The organism is Nonomuraea sp. B19D2 (genome assembly GCF_040137845.1).
Lineage (GTDB): Bacteria > Actinomycetota > Actinomycetes > Streptosporangiales > Streptosporangiaceae > Nonomuraea.
Window position 1 is genome coordinate 47,021 of record NZ_JBEFAK010000037.1, and the last position, 19,870, is coordinate 66,890.

The window sequence follows — 19,870 nt, forward strand, 5'->3', positions numbered from 1 at the left end:
GTCAGGGCCGGTTCAGTTCCTTCCAGAGGCGCGCCTCCTCCGGGGTCGGCGGCACATCGGGGATGAGCTGTTCCGGATGTCCCTCCGGGAGAGAAGGAGGCGGGTTGTCCGGGGGGATCACCAGGAAAGGGGCCATTCCGGAGAAGCGCCCAACACCCACCAGGCCGTCCCAGATGAACTTGATGAGCCCTCTGGCAAGCCGAGCTAACACGCCCTTCACCCTCCTTCGGCGTCGTGCAGGTGATGGATTGTCACTTGGCCCGCTCGACCCTGTCTGGACGCCGCTCCCCGCCGGTCCACTGGGCCGGTCCAGCGGACATCGAACAGGCGTCGAGCCACGGCGTGCACGCTGGGAGAAACGAGGGGGCAGACATGAAGACGTTCACCCTTCCGGCCCACCCCGGCGACGACGCCCTCACGCGGCTGGAACGCTCGCACGTCGCCGAGCACTGGACGACCCGGGCCGGGTGCGCGCAGAGCGACCCCGATCTGTTCTTCCACGACGCCGGCCACATCGCCGCCCACCGCGCCAAGGCGATCTGCCGCGATTGCCCGGTGGCCCAGCAGTGCCTGGCCGTCGCCGTACAGCTGCAGGTGAACCACGGCATCTGGGGCGGCCTGCTCCCGGAGGAGCGCCGCCGCCTGGCCGGCGACGCCTGCTGAGAGCCACCGCCCTCGCCTGCCATCGCGCGGGCAGTCCGGCGCACAGCTGTCGCATCGCGGGCAGTCCGGCGCACCGCTGTCACACCATCAAGGCCGGCTTGCCGCGTGGCGGCGAGCCGGCCTCGTGCGTACGGCCCCTCAGGAGGGGCGATTGTAGTGAGCCGGAGGAGCCATGCCGGCGTCGATCATGACTTCCGCGCCCGTGATGCTGCGGACCTTGCCGGACGCGAACATGACGACCAGGGTCGCGATCTCGTCAGGCTCGATCATTTCCCCCGTGGAGAGCCCCGTCATCTTGGGCACGGCGGCGACGAACTCCTCCGGGGTCATCCCCGCGCGCCGCGCGATCTCGGGGTTCGTCCACAGCCGGGTACGGACCGGCCCGGGCGAGATGGTGTTGACCCGGACGCCACGTGAGCTGAACTCCGCGGACAGCGCCTTGCCGATGTTGGTGAGCGCGGCCTTGGCGGCCGAGTAGTGGCCGAGCCGCGGGTCCACCATGCTCGAGTTCATCGAACCGATGTTGATGACCGCGCCGTTCCGCTCGATCAGGCTGGGCAGCGCCGCGCGGGTCGCCCGGATCGTGGTGAGGACATTGAGCTCGAACGTGTGCTGCCAGACGTCGTCGTCGATGTCCAGGAAGCCCGAGGCGAGTTTCACGCCGCCGCCCACGTTGTTGACGAGGATGTCGATGCCGCCGAACTTGGCGAGCGCCGCGTCGATCAGCGACTGCGGGCCCTGCTTGGTGAGCAGGTCGACTTCGAGGGTGTGCGGCGTCGTGGCCAGCAGGTCCGATGTGACGGTACGCGCCCCGCCGAAGACGTCAGCGCCCGCCGAGACCAGTTTCCGCGTGACCGCCAGCCCGATCCCGGCGCCGGCCCCGGTGACCACGGCCGTCTTGCCGGACAGGTCGAATTCCATGCTGTCTCCTTAACCCTGACTGCGTTTCTCGGTGAGGAAGCTGCCGTTCGGCCCGCCGGCCGGCAGGGTCGCCACGTCGGCGATGAACCGGGCGGCCTGTTCCGGCGTGATGTGCCCGGTGGGCATCATGTCGGTGCACACGCGTCCCGGGTTGACCGCGTTCACCAGCACCCCGGTGCCCTCGCATTGGGCGGCCAGCATCGTGGTCAGCCCGTTCAAGGCGCTTTTCGAGATCGAATAGCCGGGTGCGCCGGCGAAGAGAGCGCCGCCGAACTCGGCGGTGGTGCCGCTGGAGATCAACACCACGCGACCCCAGCCACGGCGGATCATGGCCGGGACGAAGGCCTGGGCCAGCCGCCACGAGCCGAGCAGGTTCACCCGCAGTGTCCGGTCGACGAGGTCGAGCGGTGCGGTGAGCGGGTCGGTGCGCGCGTCGAGCAGCACTCCGGCGTTGCACACCAGCACGTCGACGTGCTCGATCTCCTTGCGCAACAGCATGACGCCGGTGGGATCGGTGACGTCCAGGACGTGCGGGCGGGCGCCGGGACCGATGTCACCGGCGGTGGCGAGGGCCGTCTCGGGGTCCCGCGCGGTCACCACCACCCGCAGGCCCCTGCGGTGCAGTTCGGCGGCGACGGCCCGGCCGATCCCCCGGTTGGCCCCGGTGACGAGGGCGGTGCGTTGCCCGGTCACCACGTGACCGGAATCTCGCTGAAGCCCTCCATGAACCCGCCCAGCCCCCGGGGCAGATCCTCCGAGGGCACCGCGAGGCGGAGGTTCGGGAACCGCCTCAGCAGGGTCTCGGTCGCCACCTGGAGTTCCATCCGGGCCAGCGCCGCGCCGACGCAGTAGTGGATGCCCGCGCCGAACGTCATGTGGTGGTTCTCCTTACGCCGGATGTCCAGCGTGAAGGGGTCGTTGAACACGGTCTCGTCCATGTTGGCCGACTCCTCGGACAGCAGGACGCTGGAGCCTTCCTTGATCACCGTGCCGTCGGACAGCGGGATGTCCGTCAGCGCGTAGCGCAGGGTCCCGATGGACGAGCCCATGATCTGCGTACGCAGCAGCTCCTCCACCGCCGACGGCACCAGCGAGTAGTCGGCCCGGATCTCCTTGACCAGGTCCTGCCGGTGGAGCAGCACCGCGGTCCCGGTGCCGATCTGGCTGGCGGTGGTGACGTAGCCGGCGATGAGCAGGCTCTGGGTCCAGAAGTGCAGCTCGTGCTCGGACAGGCGGTTGTCGTCCTCGTCGCGTACCTTGATCAGGGCGCTGATCAGGTCGTCGCCCAGGTCTTCCCGCTTGGCGGCGATCAGCTCGACGAGATAGCCCCACAGGCCCTTCCGGCACTCCTCGACCTCGTCGGCGGGCAGCTTGGTCACCGAGAGGAAGCCGTCCACCAGCCGGCGGAACCTGTTCCTGTCCTCCGGCGGGATGCCGAGCAGCTTGCAGATCACCAGGATCGGGAGCGGAAAGGCGACGGCCTCGTTGAGGTCGACCGGATTGGGCCCGGCCTCCATCTCGTCCAGCAGCTGGTCCACGGTCGCCTGCGCATAGGGCCGCAGCCGCTCGATCCGGCGTGCCGTGAACGCCTTGGTCACCAGGCTGCGCATCCTGGTGTGGTCCGGCGGGTCGGCGTCGATCTCGGGGTCGACGAACAGCTCGTTGTCCGCGGAGATCCGCGCGACACCGGGCCTGGCGATGTTCTTGCTCAGCCGCTCGTCGGCGAAGAGCTTCCTGACATCCTTATAGCGCGTCACCATCACCGCCGTGTCACCGCTGGGCAGCCTGACCTCGACGAGAGCCTTGCTCCGCAGGCCACGCAGCCCCTCGGGCACCTCCATCGGCGGTGTCCACGCGAAGGGGTAGGGAATTGCGGTTTTCGTAGTCATTCGGCGACCTTTCTCCTCAAACCGGCCAGGAGGGCTGCCGCAGGCAGCATTCGGCGAAGGCCCATTCGTAACGGATGCTGGTGGAGAACTGCTCGACGATGAGCCGACGCTCCGCGGCCGAGCAGCTCTCGCCGGCCCGGTCGATCATGTCCAGGAACGCCTGCACGGCGTACCGGTAGTCCTCTCCCGGGTGGTAGACCTCGATCCACGGCAGATAGCGCGAGCCGGGCGTCGCGTTGAGCTTCAGGTTGTCCGACACCTCGGCGTTGAACCACACCATGGGCAGCAACGCGCCGATCCCGGCGTAGAACGAGCGCGCGGTGGCGGCCGCGAAGAACGAGGCGTGCGCGTGCGTGGCCGGATCCACCGGGATCTGCTCGCCGAGCTCCGGCAGGCCCAGCTCTCCGGCCAGCCCGGTGTAGGCCTGGCGCAGGCGGTCCTTGGCCTCGAGCGTGCCTGCCACGGACTGACCGAGCAGGAACGCGTCGGCGTCGTCCGGAGCCGCCGCGGCGCATCTGGCCAGCGCTCGGGCGTAGGCGGGCAGCAGGAAACCGGTGTCCTGCTGGACGAAATAGGCAAGGGCTTCGCCGGGCAGCGAGCCGTCGCGAAGGCCGGACCAGAACGGATGGTCCTGCACCTTCCGTAACACCGGGTCCCTGATCTCCTTGAGCTCTTCGTGCAGCATCGGCCTTCCCCTGTCGCGTCGTGAACTCCGCTCCGGAAGGTAGAGACCCGCCCTAGAAGCCCTCTGGAGTCCGGCACCAGGCGGTGCCAAGCCGTTCTCGAGCCCACTGCCGCAGATTTGTGGTTCCGAACGCCGATGTAAGGACGTCACATGGATCTTGGCTTGGCGGACAAGCGGGTACTGATCACCGGCGCCACGCGGGGCATCGGCCTGGCCACCGCCCGCGTCTTCGCCGCGGAACAGGCGCGGGTCGCCATCACGTATCACACCTCCGACGCCGCGGCCAAGCGCGTGGTGGAGGAGCTGGGCGGCGAGGACCGCGCGTGCGCCTTGCCGTACGACCTGGCCGATCCCGACTCCATCAGGCAGGCCGTGTCGGCCGTCGAGGAGCGCTGGGGCGGGGTCGACGTCGTCGTGGCCAACGCGCAGTCGTGGGTGTGGATCAATCCCGAGGACATCCCGCCCTATCAGGACTTCCCCATGGACCACTGGCTCGGGCTGTTCCGCGAGAACGTCGAAGGCCACCTGTGGACCGTCCGCCAGGCGCTGGGCGGCATGCGGGAGCGGGGATGGGGCCGAATCGTGCTGCTCTCCTCGGTCACCGCGACCCACGGGAATCCCGGTTCCGAGCTCTACAGCGCGGCCAAGGCGGCGCTGCACGGGTTCGTCCGCGGGCTGATGTGGACGCGCGACGGAGTGCTCGCGAACGTGGTCGCGCCCGGCGGCACGCTGACGGAGAGCCTGGAGGCAGTGGACCCCGTGCTCCTGGAGCGGGCCGTGCAGGAGACCCCGAGCGGGCGCCTGAGCACGGCGGACGACGTCGCGCGCCTCATCGTCTTCCTGTGCTCCGCGGCGAACGGCAACATCAACGGCGAAGTCGTGCACACCGCCGGCGGGCGCTGAGGGGCTGAACATGCACGTCACCAATCCGGTGCCGCCCATCGCGGCGGACAGTCTCCTGATCTTCCTGCTCCAGGTCGGGCTGCTCCTGCTGGTCGCCCTGGTGCTCGGCAGGCTCGCCACCCGGCTCGGCATGCCCGCCCTCGTGGGCGAACTGGGCACCGGCGTCCTGCTCGGCCCCTCCCTGCTGGGCCACATCGCGCCGGAGGTGTCGGAATGGTTGCTGCCCAGGGACGCCGCCCAGTTCCACATGCTCGACGCGGTCGGCCAGATCGGTGTCCTGCTGCTGGTCGGCATCACCGGCATGCACCTGGACCTCGACCTGATCAAACGCAAGGGCACGACAGCCGTCAGGGTCAGCGTCGCCGGGCTCGTGGTGCCGCTGCTCTGCGGCGTCGGGGTGGGGCTGCTGCTGCCCGGATCGCTCATGGCCGCGCAGGGCGACAGGACGGTCTTCGCCCTGTTCCTCGGCGTCGCGCTGTGCGTCAGCGCCATCCCGGTGATCGCCAAGACGCTGATGGACATGAACCTGCTCCACCGTGAGGTCGGCCAGCTCACCCTGGCCGCGGGCACGATCGACGACGTCTTCGGCTGGCTGATGTTGTCGGTGGTCTCCGCCATGGCGACCACCGGCCTGCGCGCGGGCAGCATCGTCCAGTCCCTGGTCGCTCTGGCGGTCTTCGTCCTGATCGTCGTCACGGTCGGGCGGACGGCCGTCGGGGTGCTCCTGCGGCCGGTCTCCAGGTCGCCGGGGCCGGCGGTGGCCGCCGTGGTGGTCCTGCTCCTGGGCGGCGCCGCCGCCACTCACGCCCTCGGGCTGGAGGCCGTCTTCGGCGCCTTCATCCTGGGCATTCTCATCGGCCAGGCGCCCGGCTTCGACCTGAGCCTCCTCGCGCCGCTGCGCACAGTCGTGCTGGCCGTGCTGGCCCCGATCTTCTTCGCCACGGCGGGGCTGCGCATGGATCTGACGGCGCTCGGCGACTCCGCGATCCTGCTGGCCGCGCTCCTGGTGGTGGTGATCGCGATCGCCGGCAAGTTCGTCGGCGCCTTCATCGGCGCGCTGAGCAGCCGTCTGTCGGGCTGGGAGGCTCTCGCGCTGGGGGCGGGGATGAACGCCAGGGGCGTGATCGAGGTGATCGTCGCGATGGTGGGCCTACGGCTCGGGGTGCTGAACACCGCGAGTTACACCATCCTCATCCTGGTCGCCGTCATCACGTCCCTGATGGCGCCGCCGCTGCTGCGCCTGGCGATGAACCGCGTGGCCGACCAGCCAGGGGAGCGCGAGCGCGCGCTTCGAACGGTCTCCTGAGAACATGGAACCGGCCCGGGGAGCGTGAGTGAGCACGCTCTCCGGGCCGTCTCTTTTCGGCACCGGCCTAACCGGGCGGGCGGCGCAGCACCAGGCAGCCGACGTTCCCGTCGTCGCCGGTGACGACGACCAGCGCCACCGCACCAGCCGCGACGGGATCGGTGCGCCAGGCCGCGAGCACGTCCGCCAGCTGCAGCGCGGCAGTGGCGCTGAAGCTCTCGCCCAGCAGGCCCGCCGTCCTGAGCTGCGCGGGCAGCGACCCGCCCAGGGCGCTGCGGACGCCGGCCTCCTCGGCCGCACCCAGCCCGCGCAGGGCCGACGCGCTCAAGGAGACCGTGGTGACCGCCGCGCCGGGCACGCCGCTGCGCTGCATAGCCCGGCCGATGCAGGTGGCCAGGCCCCGCCGTACGTCGGACATGCCCAGGGTGCCGACCTCGCAGGCGAGCACCTCGGCCAGCGGCGCGCGGCCCGCGGCGGCGGCGCCTTCGGCGGTCTCCATGACGAAGACCGCCGCCCCCTCCCCCACCGCGGCGTCCGGCGCCAGCGCGCCGGACAGGTGCCAGGCCCATGCGGACTGGGGACACAGCTCCTCCACCGCACCGACCAGCGCACGCTCGATGTGGCCCTGGATGATCGCGTTCCTGGCGTAGCTGACCGCGCCCAGGCCCGACACGCGGCCGTCGGCGATCGTGGCGTTCACGCCGCGGAGCGAGTTCCAGATGGCGATCTGGCTCGCGCAGAAGTTCATCACCGACGGCGGGAACAGCGTGGCCTGCACCAGGTAGGGCTTCTCACGCACCAGCGTCTCGCGGGAGAACTCGGAGGAGCTGCGGATGCTGCCGGTGCTGGTCCCGATCACCACGCCGGTTCGCGCGCGGTCCTCATCGCTCAGCGCGGTGTCCAGCGTCGCCAGCGCCCGGTTGCTCGCCACCAGAGCGAGCCGCGTGGTCCGGTCAAGGGTTCTGATCCCTTTTTTGCCCAGATAATCCTCGACCCTGAGATCGGGAATCACCGCCAGCGGGATGGGCGGAAACTCCCCTTCGGGAGGCTCCGCCTGCGCTGCCCCGTTCCGTGGCGCGGTGAGCGCCTCCAGGCCGATGCCCGAAGGCGAGACCACACCGCAACCGGTGATCACGAGTGGCGCCGACGTCGTCACGCGACCCTCCCCAGGATGGTGATCGCATTGTTCCCGCCGAAGGCGAAGCCGTGGTTCTGCACGATCCGCGGCGAGGCCGGCCGGCCCGTCCCGGGGACGCAGTCCACCCCGGGCCCCAGCGCCGGATCGATCTCCGTCACGTTGGCCGTGGGCGGCAGGAACCCGTCATGCAGCGCCATGCAGCAGATCAGCGCGCCGAAGCCGCTGGCGGCGCCCATCGTGTGGCCGATCATGGATTTGATCGAGCTGATCGGCGGCAGCCTGTCGCCGAATACCTCCCGCACCGCCTTCACCTCCGTGGCGTCGTTGGTCGGGGTTCCTGTGCCGTGCGCGCAGATGTAGTCGATCTCGTCAGCGCGTACCCCGGCGTTGCGGTGCGCGGCCCGGATGCATTCCGCGATGCTGGTGGGGTCGGGCGCCACCGGGTGCTTGGCATCGCAGTTGACGCCGTATCCGAGCACTTCCGCGTAGATGCGGGCGCCTCGGGCGAGAGCCCCCTCCAGCGGCTCGAGGAACAGCGCGACCCCGCCTTCCGCGGTCAGGATCCCCGAGCGGTGCGTGTCGAAGGGCCGGCACACCGACTCGGCCAGCGCTCCGAGCCGGTAGAAACCGGCGTGCTCCCAGCGGTTGACCGAGTCGGCCCCGCCGCTGATCATGAAGTCCGCCTCGCCGGTACGCACCAGGTCATAGGCATAACCAAGCGTGTAATTGCTCGCCGAGCAGGCCGTGGCGATGGTGTGGGCCTCCCCGGTGAGGGCGAGCTCGGCGTTGACCGCCGCGGCGATGCGATTGGCCGGCGCCCGGCGGGCGAGGACCGGGTCGATATCCTTGAGTCCTTCGTTGACCCACTGGCTCACCAGTTTCTCGATCACCACCGACTCGCCGAACGTCGTCCCGATCGCCGAGCCCGCACGCGCGGCCGAGACCTGCGCGGGGTCGATCTCAGCGTCGGTCAGCGCCAGCCGCGCGGCGGAGGCGGCGAGCAGGCTGCTGCTGCCCCACTCCTCGACGCGCAGCCTGCGCAGCACCTGACGGGGGTCGAAGTCGTGGACCTCACCGGCGTAGGTGTGCGGGAACCCGCTGGCGTCGAAACTCCGGATGGGCGACACGCCGTTCCGGCCCGCTCTGATGGCGTCCGCGAAGGCGCGGGCCCCGGTTCCGAGACTGCTCACCGCTCCGAGCCCGGTGACCACGACCCGGCGCGACGCCGTTTCAGGCATCGGTGTCCTCGTAACGGAGCACGAGCTCCACCACGGCCCCCAGGTTGACCATCTCGGGAAGGGCCTCGCTCGGGATGCGCACGCCCATGGACCGCTCGATGCTGGCGATGATGTCGATGGCCAGCAACGAGTCGGCGCCGTGCTGGTTGACGAAGTCGCTGGTGTACGTCAGCTCGTCAGGCTCGATCTCCAGGACGTCGACGAGGATGTCACGGATCTGCTGGAGCCGCTCAGCCTGGATCGCCACGTGGGACATCATGTTTCCTCTCGGTTTAGGCGGCGCCCTCGAGCGCCCGGTGGATCATTTCCGCGGCTTGCCGGTTGCCGTCATCGGTGAAGTGCACGATGTCCGCGAACGCGTCGCCCTCGAACAAGTCGGCGGACAGATTCAGGAAGGAGATCCCCAGATCGGCGCAGCCCTTGGCGAACAGGCGGGCGTAGGCGTCCCAGTTCTTCTCGATGGCGCTGTGCAGGATGCCGAACACGGGGGCGTCGAAGTCGAACCGTGCCTTCTCCTCGGGGCTGAGATCTCTCGTGCGCGAGGTCACGAACGGCTGCAGGCAGAACAGGATCCGGGTACGACCGCCCGTCGCCCGCGCGAGGAACGCGAGATGCTCGAGCCGCCTGCGGGCGGCCGCCTCCATCCGCGGCACGGCGTCGGCGAGGTCCCAGGCGGCGGGCTTGCCGCGCTTGCGGCGGCGGGACTCGAGATCGGGAACCGCCTCGCCGGCGGCGAGGGTGGCCAGGTCGAACAGCGGGATCTCGGCGAGCTCGGCGAAGGTGCGCTCGTAGGAGACGGCTCCGAACAGCCCGCCCGGGTCGAGCGAGCCCACGAGATTGACGAAGTCAGAGCCCCCGCCGATGATCACCACGGTGGACGCGGCGTGCAGGAACGGCGTGGCGGCGACCAGTTCCTGGAGCGAGACCGCCGCGCACAGGCCCAGGTTGAGCTGCCGGATCCCGGAGATGAAGGCCAGATGCGAAGCGGGCGAGTTGCGGTCGGAGGTCGCCGCGAGACCGACGGCCACCGAGTTGCCCAGCATGATCCCGCCACCGCCCGCGGCGAGCCACGAGGTGGTGTCCACCGTGCCGAACGGTGAGTCGGAGAGGCGGAACCCCTCCTCATCGGTGTTCAGCATGGGCGAGCGGTGGCCGGGAGGGAGGGTGAAGCCGAGAAAGGGATGCGGGTAGAGATCGATGCCGTGCCTTTCGAGCAGCATCCCGCCGCGGTGTCGCCGAGCGAATGACTCGTGCGCGAATTTCGGGGTGGATCTCATTGTTCGACAGTCACCGCAGACGGTTGAGGGCGGCTCGCGCCCGGCTCGACGAGGAGGCTTTCAAGAGCGTTCACGACCTGGGCCGGGGACGGCTGGCCGGACATCTCGGCCTGCAGCCGCCGCGCGGCGGCTCCGAAGTCCGGGTTCGCCAGCAACTCCGTGAGGTGCTCTCTGATGGCCTTCGGCTCCGCGTCCGGCGCCGGGAGCACCAGGCCGGCGCCGGTCTCGGCCAGCCGCCCGGAGTGGCGCTGGTGATCGGGCAGCCGCGGCAGGTGCAGCTGCGGCAGCCCGTGCGCCAGCCCGGTCAGCAGGGTGCCCGCGCCGCCGTGGGCCACGACGAAATCGCAGGCCGGCAGCAGGAGATCCAGCGGCGTTCCCTCGGTGACGTACACGCCGGGCGGCAGCTCGCCGAGCAGCGGCCGCTGCTCCGGCGTGACCGCGACCACCACCTCCACGTCGAGGTCGCCGATCGCCCTGGCCACCTCCCCCGCCAGGAAGAGCTCCGGAGCCACCCGGCTCGGCGTGGTGCCCCAGGTGACGCACACGCGCGGACGGCCGGACGGCTCGGGCAGCCCCGCGGGCAGACTGCCGGGACCGTTGTGCGGGAGATAGCGCATCGGCAGCCGGCGGGAGCCGACGGGAACCTGCAGCCCGGCGGGGCACGGGTCCACGGTCGCCACGCCGAACGGATCGACGGCGTCCAGCCCCAGCTTCGCGCTGAGCGGGGCGAGCGCGTCCGGAAGGAACCGTCCGACGACGCTCATCAGATCGGTGCCGAACAGGTGCCGCACGGCCGGGATGCCCAGCGCGGCGGCGGCCAGCGGTCCCGCGAAGGCGGTGGGCTCGAACACGATGAGGTTCGCGCGCCACCGCCCGGCCAGCGCGATGAGATCGTCCGCCATCGCCTCCGCCAGCTCGGCCAGCAGGCCGAAGACCCGCGGCCCGCCACCGGCCGGCCGCTGCGCCGACGGCGGCGGGAACACGATGTCGTGGAAGGTCGCCACCGCGTCCACGTCCCGGCCGACCGGCGCCGCCGGCAGGCCGGTACGCAGGATCGCGCCGGTGAGCTCCGGCTGGCTCGCCACCAGCACGTCATGCCCGGCGGCCCGGCAGGCCCACGCGAGCGGCACCATCGCGTACAGGTGGGACGGCCACGCCCAGGTCGTGAAGATTATCCGCATGCGCCCAGGGCACCACGGCGCGGTGGTCGATGCCTCGAGCAGTACTGGAGGCGCCCTCGACTCACCGCGGCACGGCGAGCTGGGTGACGGAGCGCAGCATGCTGCTCTTGAACGTGCGGACGAACCCCTCGGGGGTGCCGGTGTCGCGGGGAGAGTTGAGGTACGGCTTGAGCTTGCGCTCGACCTCCTGAACGCCCGGCTGGACGGCCATGTGCCGCGCCACGGCGTCGAGGTCGCCTTCGAACTCGATGAACCGGACCAGCAGGTTGTCCCTGATGAACACCGCCGTGGCCAGGATCCGCCCGGCCTGCTCGCCGTCGGCCCCCGGCACCACCGCCGACTTCGGCCGCTGGAAGCCGGAGAAGACCTCCGCGACCTGGTCCTCGTAGCCGCTCTTGATGTCATAGACGATCGCCGTGAAGGGCATCGTGTCCTCCCAAGGGAAATCCCGGTCTGTACGGCACGCAGCATGCACCGCCGTACTCGGATGAGACTCGAAGCCGCCCGCGACCCGAGCGAGGCTTGAGCCTGCCGTGGAACCCTCCGGCAAGCGCACCGATGCAGCCGGAGAAGGAGACCATTGATGACGACGCCTGACGAGAACGCCCCGGTCCTCATCGTCGGTGGCGGATACGCGGGCCTGGCCTCGGCACTGTTCCTGTCGGGGCACGGCGTGCGCCCGGTGCTGGTCGACAAGCAGTCGGGCGTGTCCATCCAGGGCCGCGCACGCGGGATCAACCAGCGGACCATGGAGCTCTACCGCCCCCTGGGCCTGGCCTCGCGCATCGCGGCGGCCGGCGCGCCCTTCGACAGCGAGTCGGGTGTCGTCCGCTGCGAGAGCCTGGCGAGCGAGTGGACCTGGCTGCTGGACGACGATTCGCCGCGGACCTTTCCCGAGCTGACCGCCGGCGAGTACGTCATGGCCGACCAGCGCAGCGTGGAGCCGATCCTGGTCGAGGCCGCTCGTGGCCTGGGAGCCGACATCCGGTTCAACACGCAGTGCCTGTCGGTCGAGGTGGACGCCGAGGGTGTCACGGCGGTGACCGAGGACCGGGTCAGCGGGCAGCGCCGCACCATTCGCTCGGACTATCTGGTGGCGGCCGACGGCTTCCGCGGCGCCATCAGGCGCCGGCTGGGCATCGACCACACGGGGCCCGGGGTCACCCAGAACTGGGTCACCTTCATCGTCGAGGCGGACCTGGCCGAGCTCCTGCCCCAGCGGGCCATGCTCTGGATCGTGGTCAACGCCGAGATCGGCTTCGGCTCGTTCCTCACCACCGCGGTCCCCGGCCAGTGGGCGATCAGCTTCACCTACGACCCCGCCAGGGAATCCGCCGCCGACTTCACCCCGGCGCGCTGCGAGAAGGTGGCCAGAACGGTCATCGGCCGGGACATCCCCGTCACGGTCCTGGACATCGCCTGCTGGGAGGAGGCCGTGGGGGTCGCGGACCGCTACCGCGACGGCCGGGTCTTCCTCGCCGGCGACTCCGCGCACGTCTGGTCGCCCGCGGGTGCGATGGGGGCGAACGCCGCCGTCCAGGACGCGCACAACCTGGCCTGGAAGCTCGCCGGGGTGCTCAACGGGTGGGCGGGAGAGAGCCTGCTCGACACCTACGAAGCCGAGCGCAGGCCGGTGGCGCGGACGCTGGCGGACATCACCGTACGGCGGCAGCAGGCCAGGTTCTCGGACCAGCCGTACGAGGACGACGTCGACGACCTGGTGTGCGCACTCGGCCAGCGCTACGGGCACGACTCGGTCTACGGCGACCAGGTGGTGCCACGAGCCGTTCCCGGCGCCCGCGCGCCGCACCTGTGGCTGCGTCACGAGGGCCGGCGGATCACGGTGCACGACCTGTTCCACGATGCGTTCGTGCTGCTCACGGGGGCTGACGGCGCCGGGTGGACGGAGGCGGCGGACAAGTGCGCCGCCTCCTCGGGCGTCCCCTTGCGGGCCTATCGCGTCGGCCGGGAGCTGGTCGATGTGGACGGCGCCTGGGAGGAGCGCTACGGCGTGGGCCGGGACGGCGCGGTGCTCGTGCGGCCCGACGGCTACGTGGCCTGGTGCGGGCCCTCGCCGGACCCGAACCCCGAGGCGACGCTCCGCGGCGTGCTCGGCCGGACTCTGGCGAAGACGTCATGAGCGGCATCTCCAAGGTCCTGATCGTCAACCGTGGCGAGATCGCGGTCCGGATCGTCAGAGCCTGCAAGGACCTGGGCCTGACCAGCATCGCCATCTACTCCGAGCAGGACCTGAACGCGCTCCACGTCAAGCTCGCCGACGAGGCCTACGCGCTCGGCGGGACCAGCCCGGCAGAGACGTACCTGGCCTTCGACAAGGTGCTTTCCGTCGCCGCCCGTTCCGGCGCGGACGCGGTCCATCCCGGCTACGGGTTCCTCGCCGAGAACGCCGACTTCGCCGAGGCCGTCCTCGAGGCGGGGCTCACCTGGATCGGCCCGCCGCCGGCCGCGATCAGGGCGCTGGGCGACAAGGTCGCCGCACGGCACATCGCGCAGAAGGTCGGCGCGCCGATGGTGGCCGGCACCGGCGAGCCGGTCGCCGGGGTGGAGGAGGTGCTGGCCTTCGCCGCCGAGCACGGGCTGCCGATCGCGATCAAGGCGGCGTACGGCGGAGGCGGCCGGGGACTGAAGGTCGCCTGCACGGCGGCGGAGATCCCGGAGGCGTACGAGTCGGCGGTACGCGAGGCGGTCGCCGCCTTCGGCCGCGGCGAATGCTTCGTGGAGCGGTACCTGGAGCGGCCACGCCACGTGGAGACCCAGTGCCTGGCCGACGCGTACGGACAGGTCGTGGTGGTGTCGACCAGGGACTGCTCGCTGCAGCGGCGTCACCAGAAGCTCGTCGAGGAGGCGCCGGCCCCGTTCCTGACCGCCGAGCAGCGTGAGCAGCTCCACACCAGCTCCAAGGCGATCCTGCGCGAGGCCGGCTACGTCGGCGCGGGCACCTGCGAGTTCCTCATCGGCCTGGACGGCGTTGTCTCCTTCCTCGAGGTCAACACCCGGCTGCAGGTCGAGCACCCGGTCACCGAGGAGGTGACGGGCATCGACCTGGTGCACGAGATGTTCCGCATCGCGCAGGGCGAGCCTCTCGGCTACGACGACCCGGAGCCGCGCGGCCACTCGATCGAGTTCCGCATCAACGCCGAGGACGCCGGGCGCGGATTCCTGCCCGCCCCTGGCACGATCGCGGACTTCCAGCCGCCGAGCGGGCCGGGCGTGCGGCTGGACTCCGGGTACACGTCAGGCCAGGACGTGCCGAGGGAGTTCGACTCGCTGATCGCCAAGCTGGTCGTGACCGGCAGTGATCGGGAACAGGCGCTGCGGCGTGCCCGGCGGGCGCTGGCCGAGTTCGAGATCGCGGGCCTGCCCACGCTCCTGCCCTTCCACCGCGCCGCGGTGGCGGAACCCGCCTTCACGGGCGAGCCGTTCGCCGTGCACACCCGGTGGATCGAGACCGAGTTCGCCACTCCCATCGAGCCGCACCCGCAGCCCGACGCCCCGGCGGAGGCCGCTCCGCGCGAGCGCGTCAGCGTCGAGGTGGACGGCCGCCGCCTCGAGGTCGTGCTGCCTCCCGCCCTGGTGAACGGCGCTCTGGCGAACGGCGGCGCGCCGGCGGCGGCCCCCCGCCGCGCCCCCGCCAAGGCGTCGAAGCTGGCCGCCGCCGACAGCGACGCGCTGGTCAGCTCGATGCAGGGGACCGTCGTCAAGGTCTTCGCGGCCGACGGCGACACCGTCGAGGAAGGCGAGACCATTCTGGTCATCGAGGCGATGAAGATGGAGCAGCCCGTCACCGCCCACAAACCAGGCGTGGTCGCCGGCCTGTCCGCGACCCCGGGAGAGAGCGTCTCGTCCGGCGCCGTGCTGTGCCGGATCACCCCTAGTACTCACGAGTAGGCCGCGACCCGCAACCCTAGGGGTTGTAGCAAAGAAGCTCAAAAATTAGCCTTCGAGTGGAATTGATGCCGGACGTCCGAATTCCGCCGGAATCAACGTTGATTCCCTCAACATGCCGTGCGCAGATTGAAGGGCACAATGAGCTTCCGCATACTCGGCCCGCTCGCGGTCATACACGAGGGCAGGGACATCACTCCCACAGCACCCAAGGTCCGCCAGGTACTGGCCTTTCTGCTGGTCCGCAAGGGCCAGATCGTGCAAATCAGTGAATTCATCGACGAGTTATGGGGAGATCATCCGCCCGAGAGCGCGATGACCACCCTGCAGACCTACATCTACAAACTCAGGAAAGAAGTCCTCGACCCGTCCGGCCTGGCCCGTTTGCACACGCAGCAGTGCGGTTATCTGCTGGAGGTTCCTGACGAAAGCGTCGATGTCGGCATCTTTGAAAAGGCGACGCGTGAGGGCCGTCTGACGCTGGAGAGCGGCGACGCGCAGCGCGCCGGCGAGCTGCTGTCCGAGGCGCTGGGCGTGTGGCGTGGCCAGGCACTCCTTGGTGTCACCACGGGGGAGATCCTCTCCGCCCATGTGACCCGCCTGGAGGAGAACCGGCTGCGGGCCCTGGAACTGCACATCGAGGCCGACATGCGCCTCGGCCGCTATCGCGAGCTCATCAGCGAGCTGAAGACGCTCGTGCACAGCTATCCCCTGCACGAGCGTTTCTACGGCGACCTCATGACGGCCCTGAACCGGTGCGGGCGCCGGTACGAGGCTCTGGAGGTCTATCGGCAGCTGCGCAAGGTGCTGATCGACGAGCTCGGGCTGGAACCGTCCGCCGCCCTGCAGCGCCTCCACCAGTCGCTGCTGAACACCGACGGCCCCAAACCGGCCGGGACCGCCCCGGCCCGGCCACAGGGCACCACCCAGCCGCCGGCCGCGCTGACCGTTCCCGCGCAGCTACCGCCCGACATATCCGATTTCACGGGACGCGTGGCGGAGCTCGCCCGCCTGGCCCAGGTCTTCGCCGCGCCTCAGCCCGGCAGCACCGCGGCCAGGACGATCTCGATCACCGGGATGGGCGGCGTGGGGAAGACGACCCTGGCGCTGCACGCCGCGCACCTGCATCGGGCCCAGTTCCCGGACGGCCAGCTCTTCACCGACCTCCACGGCGCCTCGGCCACCCCGGCGGCGCCGGGCGACGTGCTCGCCGGCTTCCTGCGCTCGGTAGGTGTGCCGGACCAGCAGATCCCGCCGACGCTCGAGGAGCGGAGCAACCTCTTCCGCACCTGGAGCAACAACCGGCGGATCCTGGTCGTCCTCGACAACGCCAGCGAGGCCGCCCAGGTGACGCCCCTGCTGCCCGCGACGCCCCACTGCGTCGTGATCGTCACCAGCCGCGAGGGCCTGCAGAGCATGCCGGGCGTGACCAACGTCGAGCTCGGCGTCATGAGCCTGTCAGAGGGCACGCAGCTGCTCAGCCGCATCATCGGGGCCGACCGGGTGGCCGCCGAGCCGGAGTACGCCGAGCAGATCGCCGAGCTCTGCGGGCGGCTGCCCCGGGCCCTGCGATGCGTCGGCTCCCGTCTCGCCGCCGCCAGGGTCTGGTCGCTGGAGAAGATGGCGGCGCTGCTGGAGTCGTCCCCTGCGCCCCTCGACCAGCTGCGGTTCGCCGAATTCGACGTACGCGCGGACTACGACCACGCCTATTTCCGGCTCGACCCGCACGACCGCAGCACGCTCCGCCTCCTCAGCCTGCTGCCCGCGCAGGACTTCACCGCCGTGACCGCCGCCGGCCTGCTCGGCAACGCCACCGACGCGGTGGAGGCCCGCCTGACCCGCCTCGCCGGCTGCCACCTGCTCGACGTCCGGGCGGACGACGCCGGCAGCATCCGCTACGGAATGCACAGACTCACCCGGCTCTACGCACGTGAACGGTTGAACCGCGAGTTTCTCCAACCCGAGGATTGAGGTCGTCTCATGTCACAGTCCCAGCCCGTCTTCCGCGTCCTGCTGCGCATGAACATCCACTCCGGCATGGAGGAGGAGTTCGAGCGGACGTGGTACCAGGTCGGCAAGGCCGTCACCGATCACCCCGCCAACCTCGGCCAGTGGCTCGCCAAGAGTGAGGAGGAGGAAGGCGTCTACTACATCATGAGCGACTGGGCCGACGAGCCGCGCTTCCGCGAGTTCGAGCACAGCCCCGGGCATCTCGAGCACCGCACCAAGCTCCACCCGTTCCGCTCCGGCGGGACGATGACGACCATGCAGGTCGTGTACGCGATGGGGGGAAAGCGCTGATGCCCACCGCACGCGCCAGGGTGCTGATCTACGCCGCCGCGCCGTCCGAGGAGCCGGGCGCCGTCGAGGCGGCCTACCACCAGATCAGCAGCGCCCTGTCGGGCACGCCCGGCCTGCTCGGCAACGAGCTGCTGCGTGCCGCCGACGACCCCGCGGCGTTCGTGGTCATGAGCGAGTGGGAGAGCCTCGCCGCGTTCCGCCGCTGGGAGGAGGGTGCGGGGCACCGCGACACGACGGCTCCGCTCCGCCGCCACCAGCGGGCGCCTGGCGGCAGGCCGTTCGGCATCTACGAGGTCACCGCGGCCTACTCCGCATAACAGGTCAGAAAAGGTGGCCGCACCGCGTACGTACGCGGTGCGGCCACCTTTTGTCCGCGGTCAGGCGGGCGAGCTTTCGAGCCGCGCTCGCTCCCCTTCTCCGGCCCCGCCGTGCGCGTCGGCCGCCAGGACGATCTCCCGGAGTTCCGCCCTGCCCGGCCCCCGCTCGACGGGGGGCGCGGCCTGGAGCTGCCGCAGGTTGTCCTCGGCCCGCAGGACGATCTCGGGATTGTTGATCACGGCCGCGGCGGGCCCGGTCAGGTTGATCCGGCGGCAGAAGGCCCGGGAGAGCTCCACGTCGGACAGCACCCCCGCGGCCACGCCCTCGGCGATGAGCCGCTGCCGCTCCATCTCGGCCCGATCGTGCTCGGGCACGTCCTGACCGGTGATCCGGTAGATGCGGGCCCGGTCCATCGCCGCCGACTCCCGATAGACGGCGTCGGCCTCGGCGGCGGTGGCGGCGTCGTACGCGAGCGCCATGGCCACCGGATCGCGGTCATGCGCGGCGACCGCCTCCGCGGCGGCGAAGGCATAAGTGAGCGCCATCGACGCCCCCCAGCCGTAGGCGGGATTGGTGGTGCACAGCGCGTCCCCGACGGGCAGCAGTCCCGTCACGACCGGCCGCCCGTCGGCGACGAACCGCCGGCGGACGTTGTGGTGCCCGCCCATGATCTGGACGCCGGCCAGCGGGGTGGCGTTGGCCGGGTCGATCCACGGCGCCAGCGCCGGGATGCTGCGCGCGGCGGCCTCCCAGGTCCACGTGTTGCGCAGCGGCTGCAGGTTCTCGCTGGGATGGACTTCGAGGCAGAGGCCGAACGTGTCGTGGTCGCCCGGGAAGCCGATGTACATGAGGCTTTCGAGCTCGCCCCGGACGAGCATGGCGTTCTTCGGCAGGGCGCAGCCGGGCGTGAAACGGTAATACCGGCTGAAGTAGACAGTCTGGCAGTCCTGGGTGTCGGTCTGGACGTGAACGCCGGCGGCGGCCAGCCAACGGGAGACGCGTGAGCGCCCGCCACCGCAGTCGAGCACCAGGTCCGCCGCCAGCTCGCGGCCGTCGGCCAGGCGGACCCCGGTGACCCGGGGCGGCCCCGGCTCTCCCGGCGCGAAGCGCAACCCGCCCACGACCTCGGGGCAGAGGAAGGTGATGCCGGGCTCGGCCTCGGCACAGCGCCGCAGCGCGAGCTCGAAGGCGGACCGGCGGGCCCACACGACGGTGAACTCCTCGTCGGAGGGCTCCCAGAGCTCCGGCGGGATGAACGTCTTGAAGACGTTGACCTCCTCGATGCCATCGGCCCTGAGCTGGTCGAGGACCTCGGGCGCGTGCGCCGCGAGCAGGGTGCGCGCCCGGGCGGAGAAGCCGTGCGGCAGGCGGAACTGCGGCACGCCACGGCGCTTCCACGCCAGGAAGGGGTCCAGCTCGGGGTTGGCGGGAGGCGGCGGGTCCCGCTCGATCAGCGTGACCGGATAGCCGTGCCGGACCAGGCCGATGGAGACCGCCAGGCCGGCGATGCCGCCCCCGAGGACGACGATGCGCGGTTTCACCGGTCACACCCGCCATTCGATGAGCTGGTCGTTGGGCAGGCGGGTCGCGGCGTTGGGCGGCACGGGCAGCACGCGGTCGTGGTCCGGGTGGCCGACGGTGATCACGCCGGCCAGGGCGAGGTCGTCCGGCAGGCCGGCCACTTCCGCCAGCTCGGCCAGCTCATCGGTGTAGACGGAGCTGAAGAAGCCGGTCGCGAGCCCCTCGTTGAGTGCGGCCAGCTGCAGCAGCATGAACAGCGCGCCGCAGTCGAACCACCAGAACGGCACGGGCCAGGGAATCTCGGTGTAGCCGGGCCTGACCTCCTCGGCGCCCCCGTAACGCTCGTGGTACGACTGCTCCCGCGTGCACAGGTAGATGTGCACCGGCGCCGACGCGATCCACCGGGGAAAGCCCAGGTCGACGTAGCGGCCCTCGGCGATGTCGGCGGCCTGCTGCCGGAGCTTGGGATCGGTGACGACGACGAGCCGGTGCCCCTGGCTGAAACCCGCGCTGGGCGCCCGCCGCAACGCCTGCAGGATGCGCTGCAACACCTCGTCGGCCACGGGCTGATCTTTGTAGCTGCGCATCATCTGGCGCTTGCGCAGCACGTCGGCGAAGTCCAT

At 70.6% G+C, this 19,870-nt stretch carries 21 protein-coding genes; 8 read left to right on the forward strand and 13 right to left on the reverse strand.

What is annotated here, in order from left to right; genetic code table 11:
• Position 1 precedes the first annotated feature (1 nt).
• Positions 2-220 (reverse strand): DUF6059 family protein, encoded by a 219-nt coding sequence (locus ABN273_RS43760; RefSeq protein ID WP_349455467.1) that lies wholly within the window; start codon positions 218-220, stop codon positions 2-4.
• Positions 221-372: 152 nt separating this feature from the next.
• Between ABN273_RS43760 and ABN273_RS43765 the strand changes: the two genes are divergently transcribed.
• Positions 373-663 (forward strand): WhiB family transcriptional regulator, encoded by a 291-nt coding sequence (locus tag ABN273_RS43765; RefSeq protein WP_349455468.1) that lies wholly within the window; start codon positions 373-375, stop codon positions 661-663.
• Between the two features lie 138 nt (positions 664-801).
• Here the strand turns inward: ABN273_RS43765 and ABN273_RS43770 are convergent, their stop codons facing one another.
• From ABN273_RS43770 to ABN273_RS43785, 4 genes are read right to left on the reverse strand one after another with little or no spacing between them, the layout of a single operon-like run.
• Positions 802-1,584 (reverse strand): SDR family NAD(P)-dependent oxidoreductase, encoded by a 783-nt coding sequence (locus ABN273_RS43770; RefSeq protein WP_349455469.1) that lies wholly within the window; start codon positions 1,582-1,584, stop codon positions 802-804.
• Between the two features lie 9 nt (positions 1,585-1,593).
• Entirely contained in the window at positions 1,594-2,277 is a 684-nt protein-coding gene (locus ABN273_RS43775; protein ID WP_349455471.1) for an SDR family NAD(P)-dependent oxidoreductase, read from the reverse strand.
• Entirely contained in the window at positions 2,274-3,473 is a 1,200-nt protein-coding gene (locus ABN273_RS43780) for a cytochrome P450 (protein WP_349455472.1), read from the reverse strand. Before ABN273_RS43780 ends, ABN273_RS43775 begins: the two co-directional genes overlap by 4 nt.
• Positions 3,474-3,489: 16 nt before the next feature.
• On the reverse strand, positions 3,490-4,158 hold the full coding sequence (locus ABN273_RS43785) for a TenA family protein (protein WP_349455474.1): 669 nt from the start codon (positions 4,156-4,158) through the stop codon (positions 3,490-3,492).
• 150 nt (positions 4,159-4,308) lie between these two features.
• Here ABN273_RS43785 and ABN273_RS43790 point away from each other — a divergent pair, with 150 nt between their 5' ends.
• Entirely contained in the window at positions 4,309-5,061 is a 753-nt protein-coding gene (locus ABN273_RS43790) for an SDR family NAD(P)-dependent oxidoreductase (RefSeq protein ID WP_349455476.1), read from the forward strand.
• Positions 5,062-5,071: 10 nt separating this feature from the next.
• The gene (locus tag ABN273_RS43795; RefSeq protein ID WP_349455477.1) at positions 5,072-6,367 is read left to right on the forward strand and encodes a cation:proton antiporter; all 1,296 of its coding nucleotides are present in this window, start codon (positions 5,072-5,074) and stop codon (positions 6,365-6,367) included.
• Positions 6,368-6,434: 67 nt separating this feature from the next.
• Here the strand turns inward: ABN273_RS43795 and ABN273_RS43800 are convergent, their stop codons facing one another.
• The 6 genes from ABN273_RS43800 to ABN273_RS43825 form a co-directional block, all read right to left on the reverse strand.
• Entirely contained in the window at positions 6,435-7,523 is a 1,089-nt protein-coding gene (locus ABN273_RS43800; protein WP_349455478.1) for a beta-ketoacyl synthase N-terminal-like domain-containing protein, read from the reverse strand.
• A complete protein-coding gene (locus tag ABN273_RS43805; RefSeq protein WP_349455479.1) occupies positions 7,520-8,743 on the reverse strand; it encodes a beta-ketoacyl-[acyl-carrier-protein] synthase family protein in 1,224 nt (407 codons plus the stop codon). Before ABN273_RS43805 ends, ABN273_RS43800 begins: the two co-directional genes overlap by 4 nt.
• The gene (locus ABN273_RS43810; RefSeq protein ID WP_349455480.1) at positions 8,736-8,990 is read right to left on the reverse strand and encodes an acyl carrier protein; all 255 of its coding nucleotides are present in this window, start codon (positions 8,988-8,990) and stop codon (positions 8,736-8,738) included. Before ABN273_RS43810 ends, ABN273_RS43805 begins: the two co-directional genes overlap by 8 nt.
• Before the next feature lie 25 nt (positions 8,991-9,015).
• Positions 9,016-9,963: a hypothetical protein gene (locus ABN273_RS43815; protein ID WP_349455481.1), complete on the reverse strand. Its 948-nt coding sequence runs from the start codon at positions 9,961-9,963 to the stop codon at positions 9,016-9,018.
• 53 nt (positions 9,964-10,016) lie between these two features.
• Positions 10,017-11,201, reverse strand: coding sequence for a nucleotide disphospho-sugar-binding domain-containing protein (locus ABN273_RS43820; RefSeq protein WP_349455482.1), 1,185 nt, complete (start codon positions 11,199-11,201; stop codon positions 10,017-10,019).
• Positions 11,202-11,262: 61 nt separating this feature from the next.
• Positions 11,263-11,628: a SchA/CurD-like domain-containing protein gene (locus tag ABN273_RS43825; protein WP_349455483.1), complete on the reverse strand. Its 366-nt coding sequence runs from the start codon at positions 11,626-11,628 to the stop codon at positions 11,263-11,265.
• Positions 11,629-11,784: 156 nt separating this feature from the next.
• On the opposite strand from ABN273_RS43825, the gene ABN273_RS43830 reads away from it, so the two are divergent.
• The 5 genes from ABN273_RS43830 to ABN273_RS43850 all read left to right on the forward strand — a co-directional run bounded on the left by ABN273_RS43830 (position 11,785) and on the right by ABN273_RS43850 (position 17,725).
• Complete coding sequence (locus tag ABN273_RS43830; protein WP_349455484.1) at positions 11,785-13,341, forward strand: FAD-dependent monooxygenase; 1,557 nt, start codon at positions 11,785-11,787, stop codon at positions 13,339-13,341.
• Positions 13,342-13,346: 5 nt separating this feature from the next.
• Positions 13,347-15,110 (forward strand): acetyl/propionyl/methylcrotonyl-CoA carboxylase subunit alpha, encoded by a 1,764-nt coding sequence (locus ABN273_RS43835; protein WP_349455533.1) that lies wholly within the window; start codon positions 13,347-13,349, stop codon positions 15,108-15,110.
• 138 nt (positions 15,111-15,248) lie between these two features.
• Positions 15,249-17,078: an AfsR/SARP family transcriptional regulator gene (locus tag ABN273_RS43840; RefSeq protein ID WP_349455485.1), complete on the forward strand. Its 1,830-nt coding sequence runs from the start codon at positions 15,249-15,251 to the stop codon at positions 17,076-17,078.
• 9 nt (positions 17,079-17,087) lie between these two features.
• On the forward strand, positions 17,088-17,408 hold the full coding sequence (locus ABN273_RS43845; RefSeq protein WP_349455486.1) for an antibiotic biosynthesis monooxygenase family protein: 321 nt from the start codon (positions 17,088-17,090) through the stop codon (positions 17,406-17,408).
• Positions 17,408-17,725: an antibiotic biosynthesis monooxygenase family protein gene (locus tag ABN273_RS43850; protein ID WP_349455488.1), complete on the forward strand. Its 318-nt coding sequence runs from the start codon at positions 17,408-17,410 to the stop codon at positions 17,723-17,725. The genes ABN273_RS43845 and ABN273_RS43850 overlap by 1 nt, the downstream gene beginning before the upstream one ends.
• A 60-nt stretch (positions 17,726-17,785) precedes the next feature.
• Here the strand turns inward: ABN273_RS43850 and ABN273_RS43855 are convergent, their stop codons facing one another.
• Entirely contained in the window at positions 17,786-19,267 is a 1,482-nt protein-coding gene (locus ABN273_RS43855) for an FAD-dependent oxidoreductase (RefSeq protein WP_349455490.1), read from the reverse strand.
• Between the two features lie 3 nt (positions 19,268-19,270).
• Positions 19,271-19,870, reverse strand: coding sequence for a nitroreductase family protein (locus ABN273_RS43860; RefSeq protein ID WP_349455491.1), 600 nt, complete (start codon positions 19,868-19,870; stop codon positions 19,271-19,273).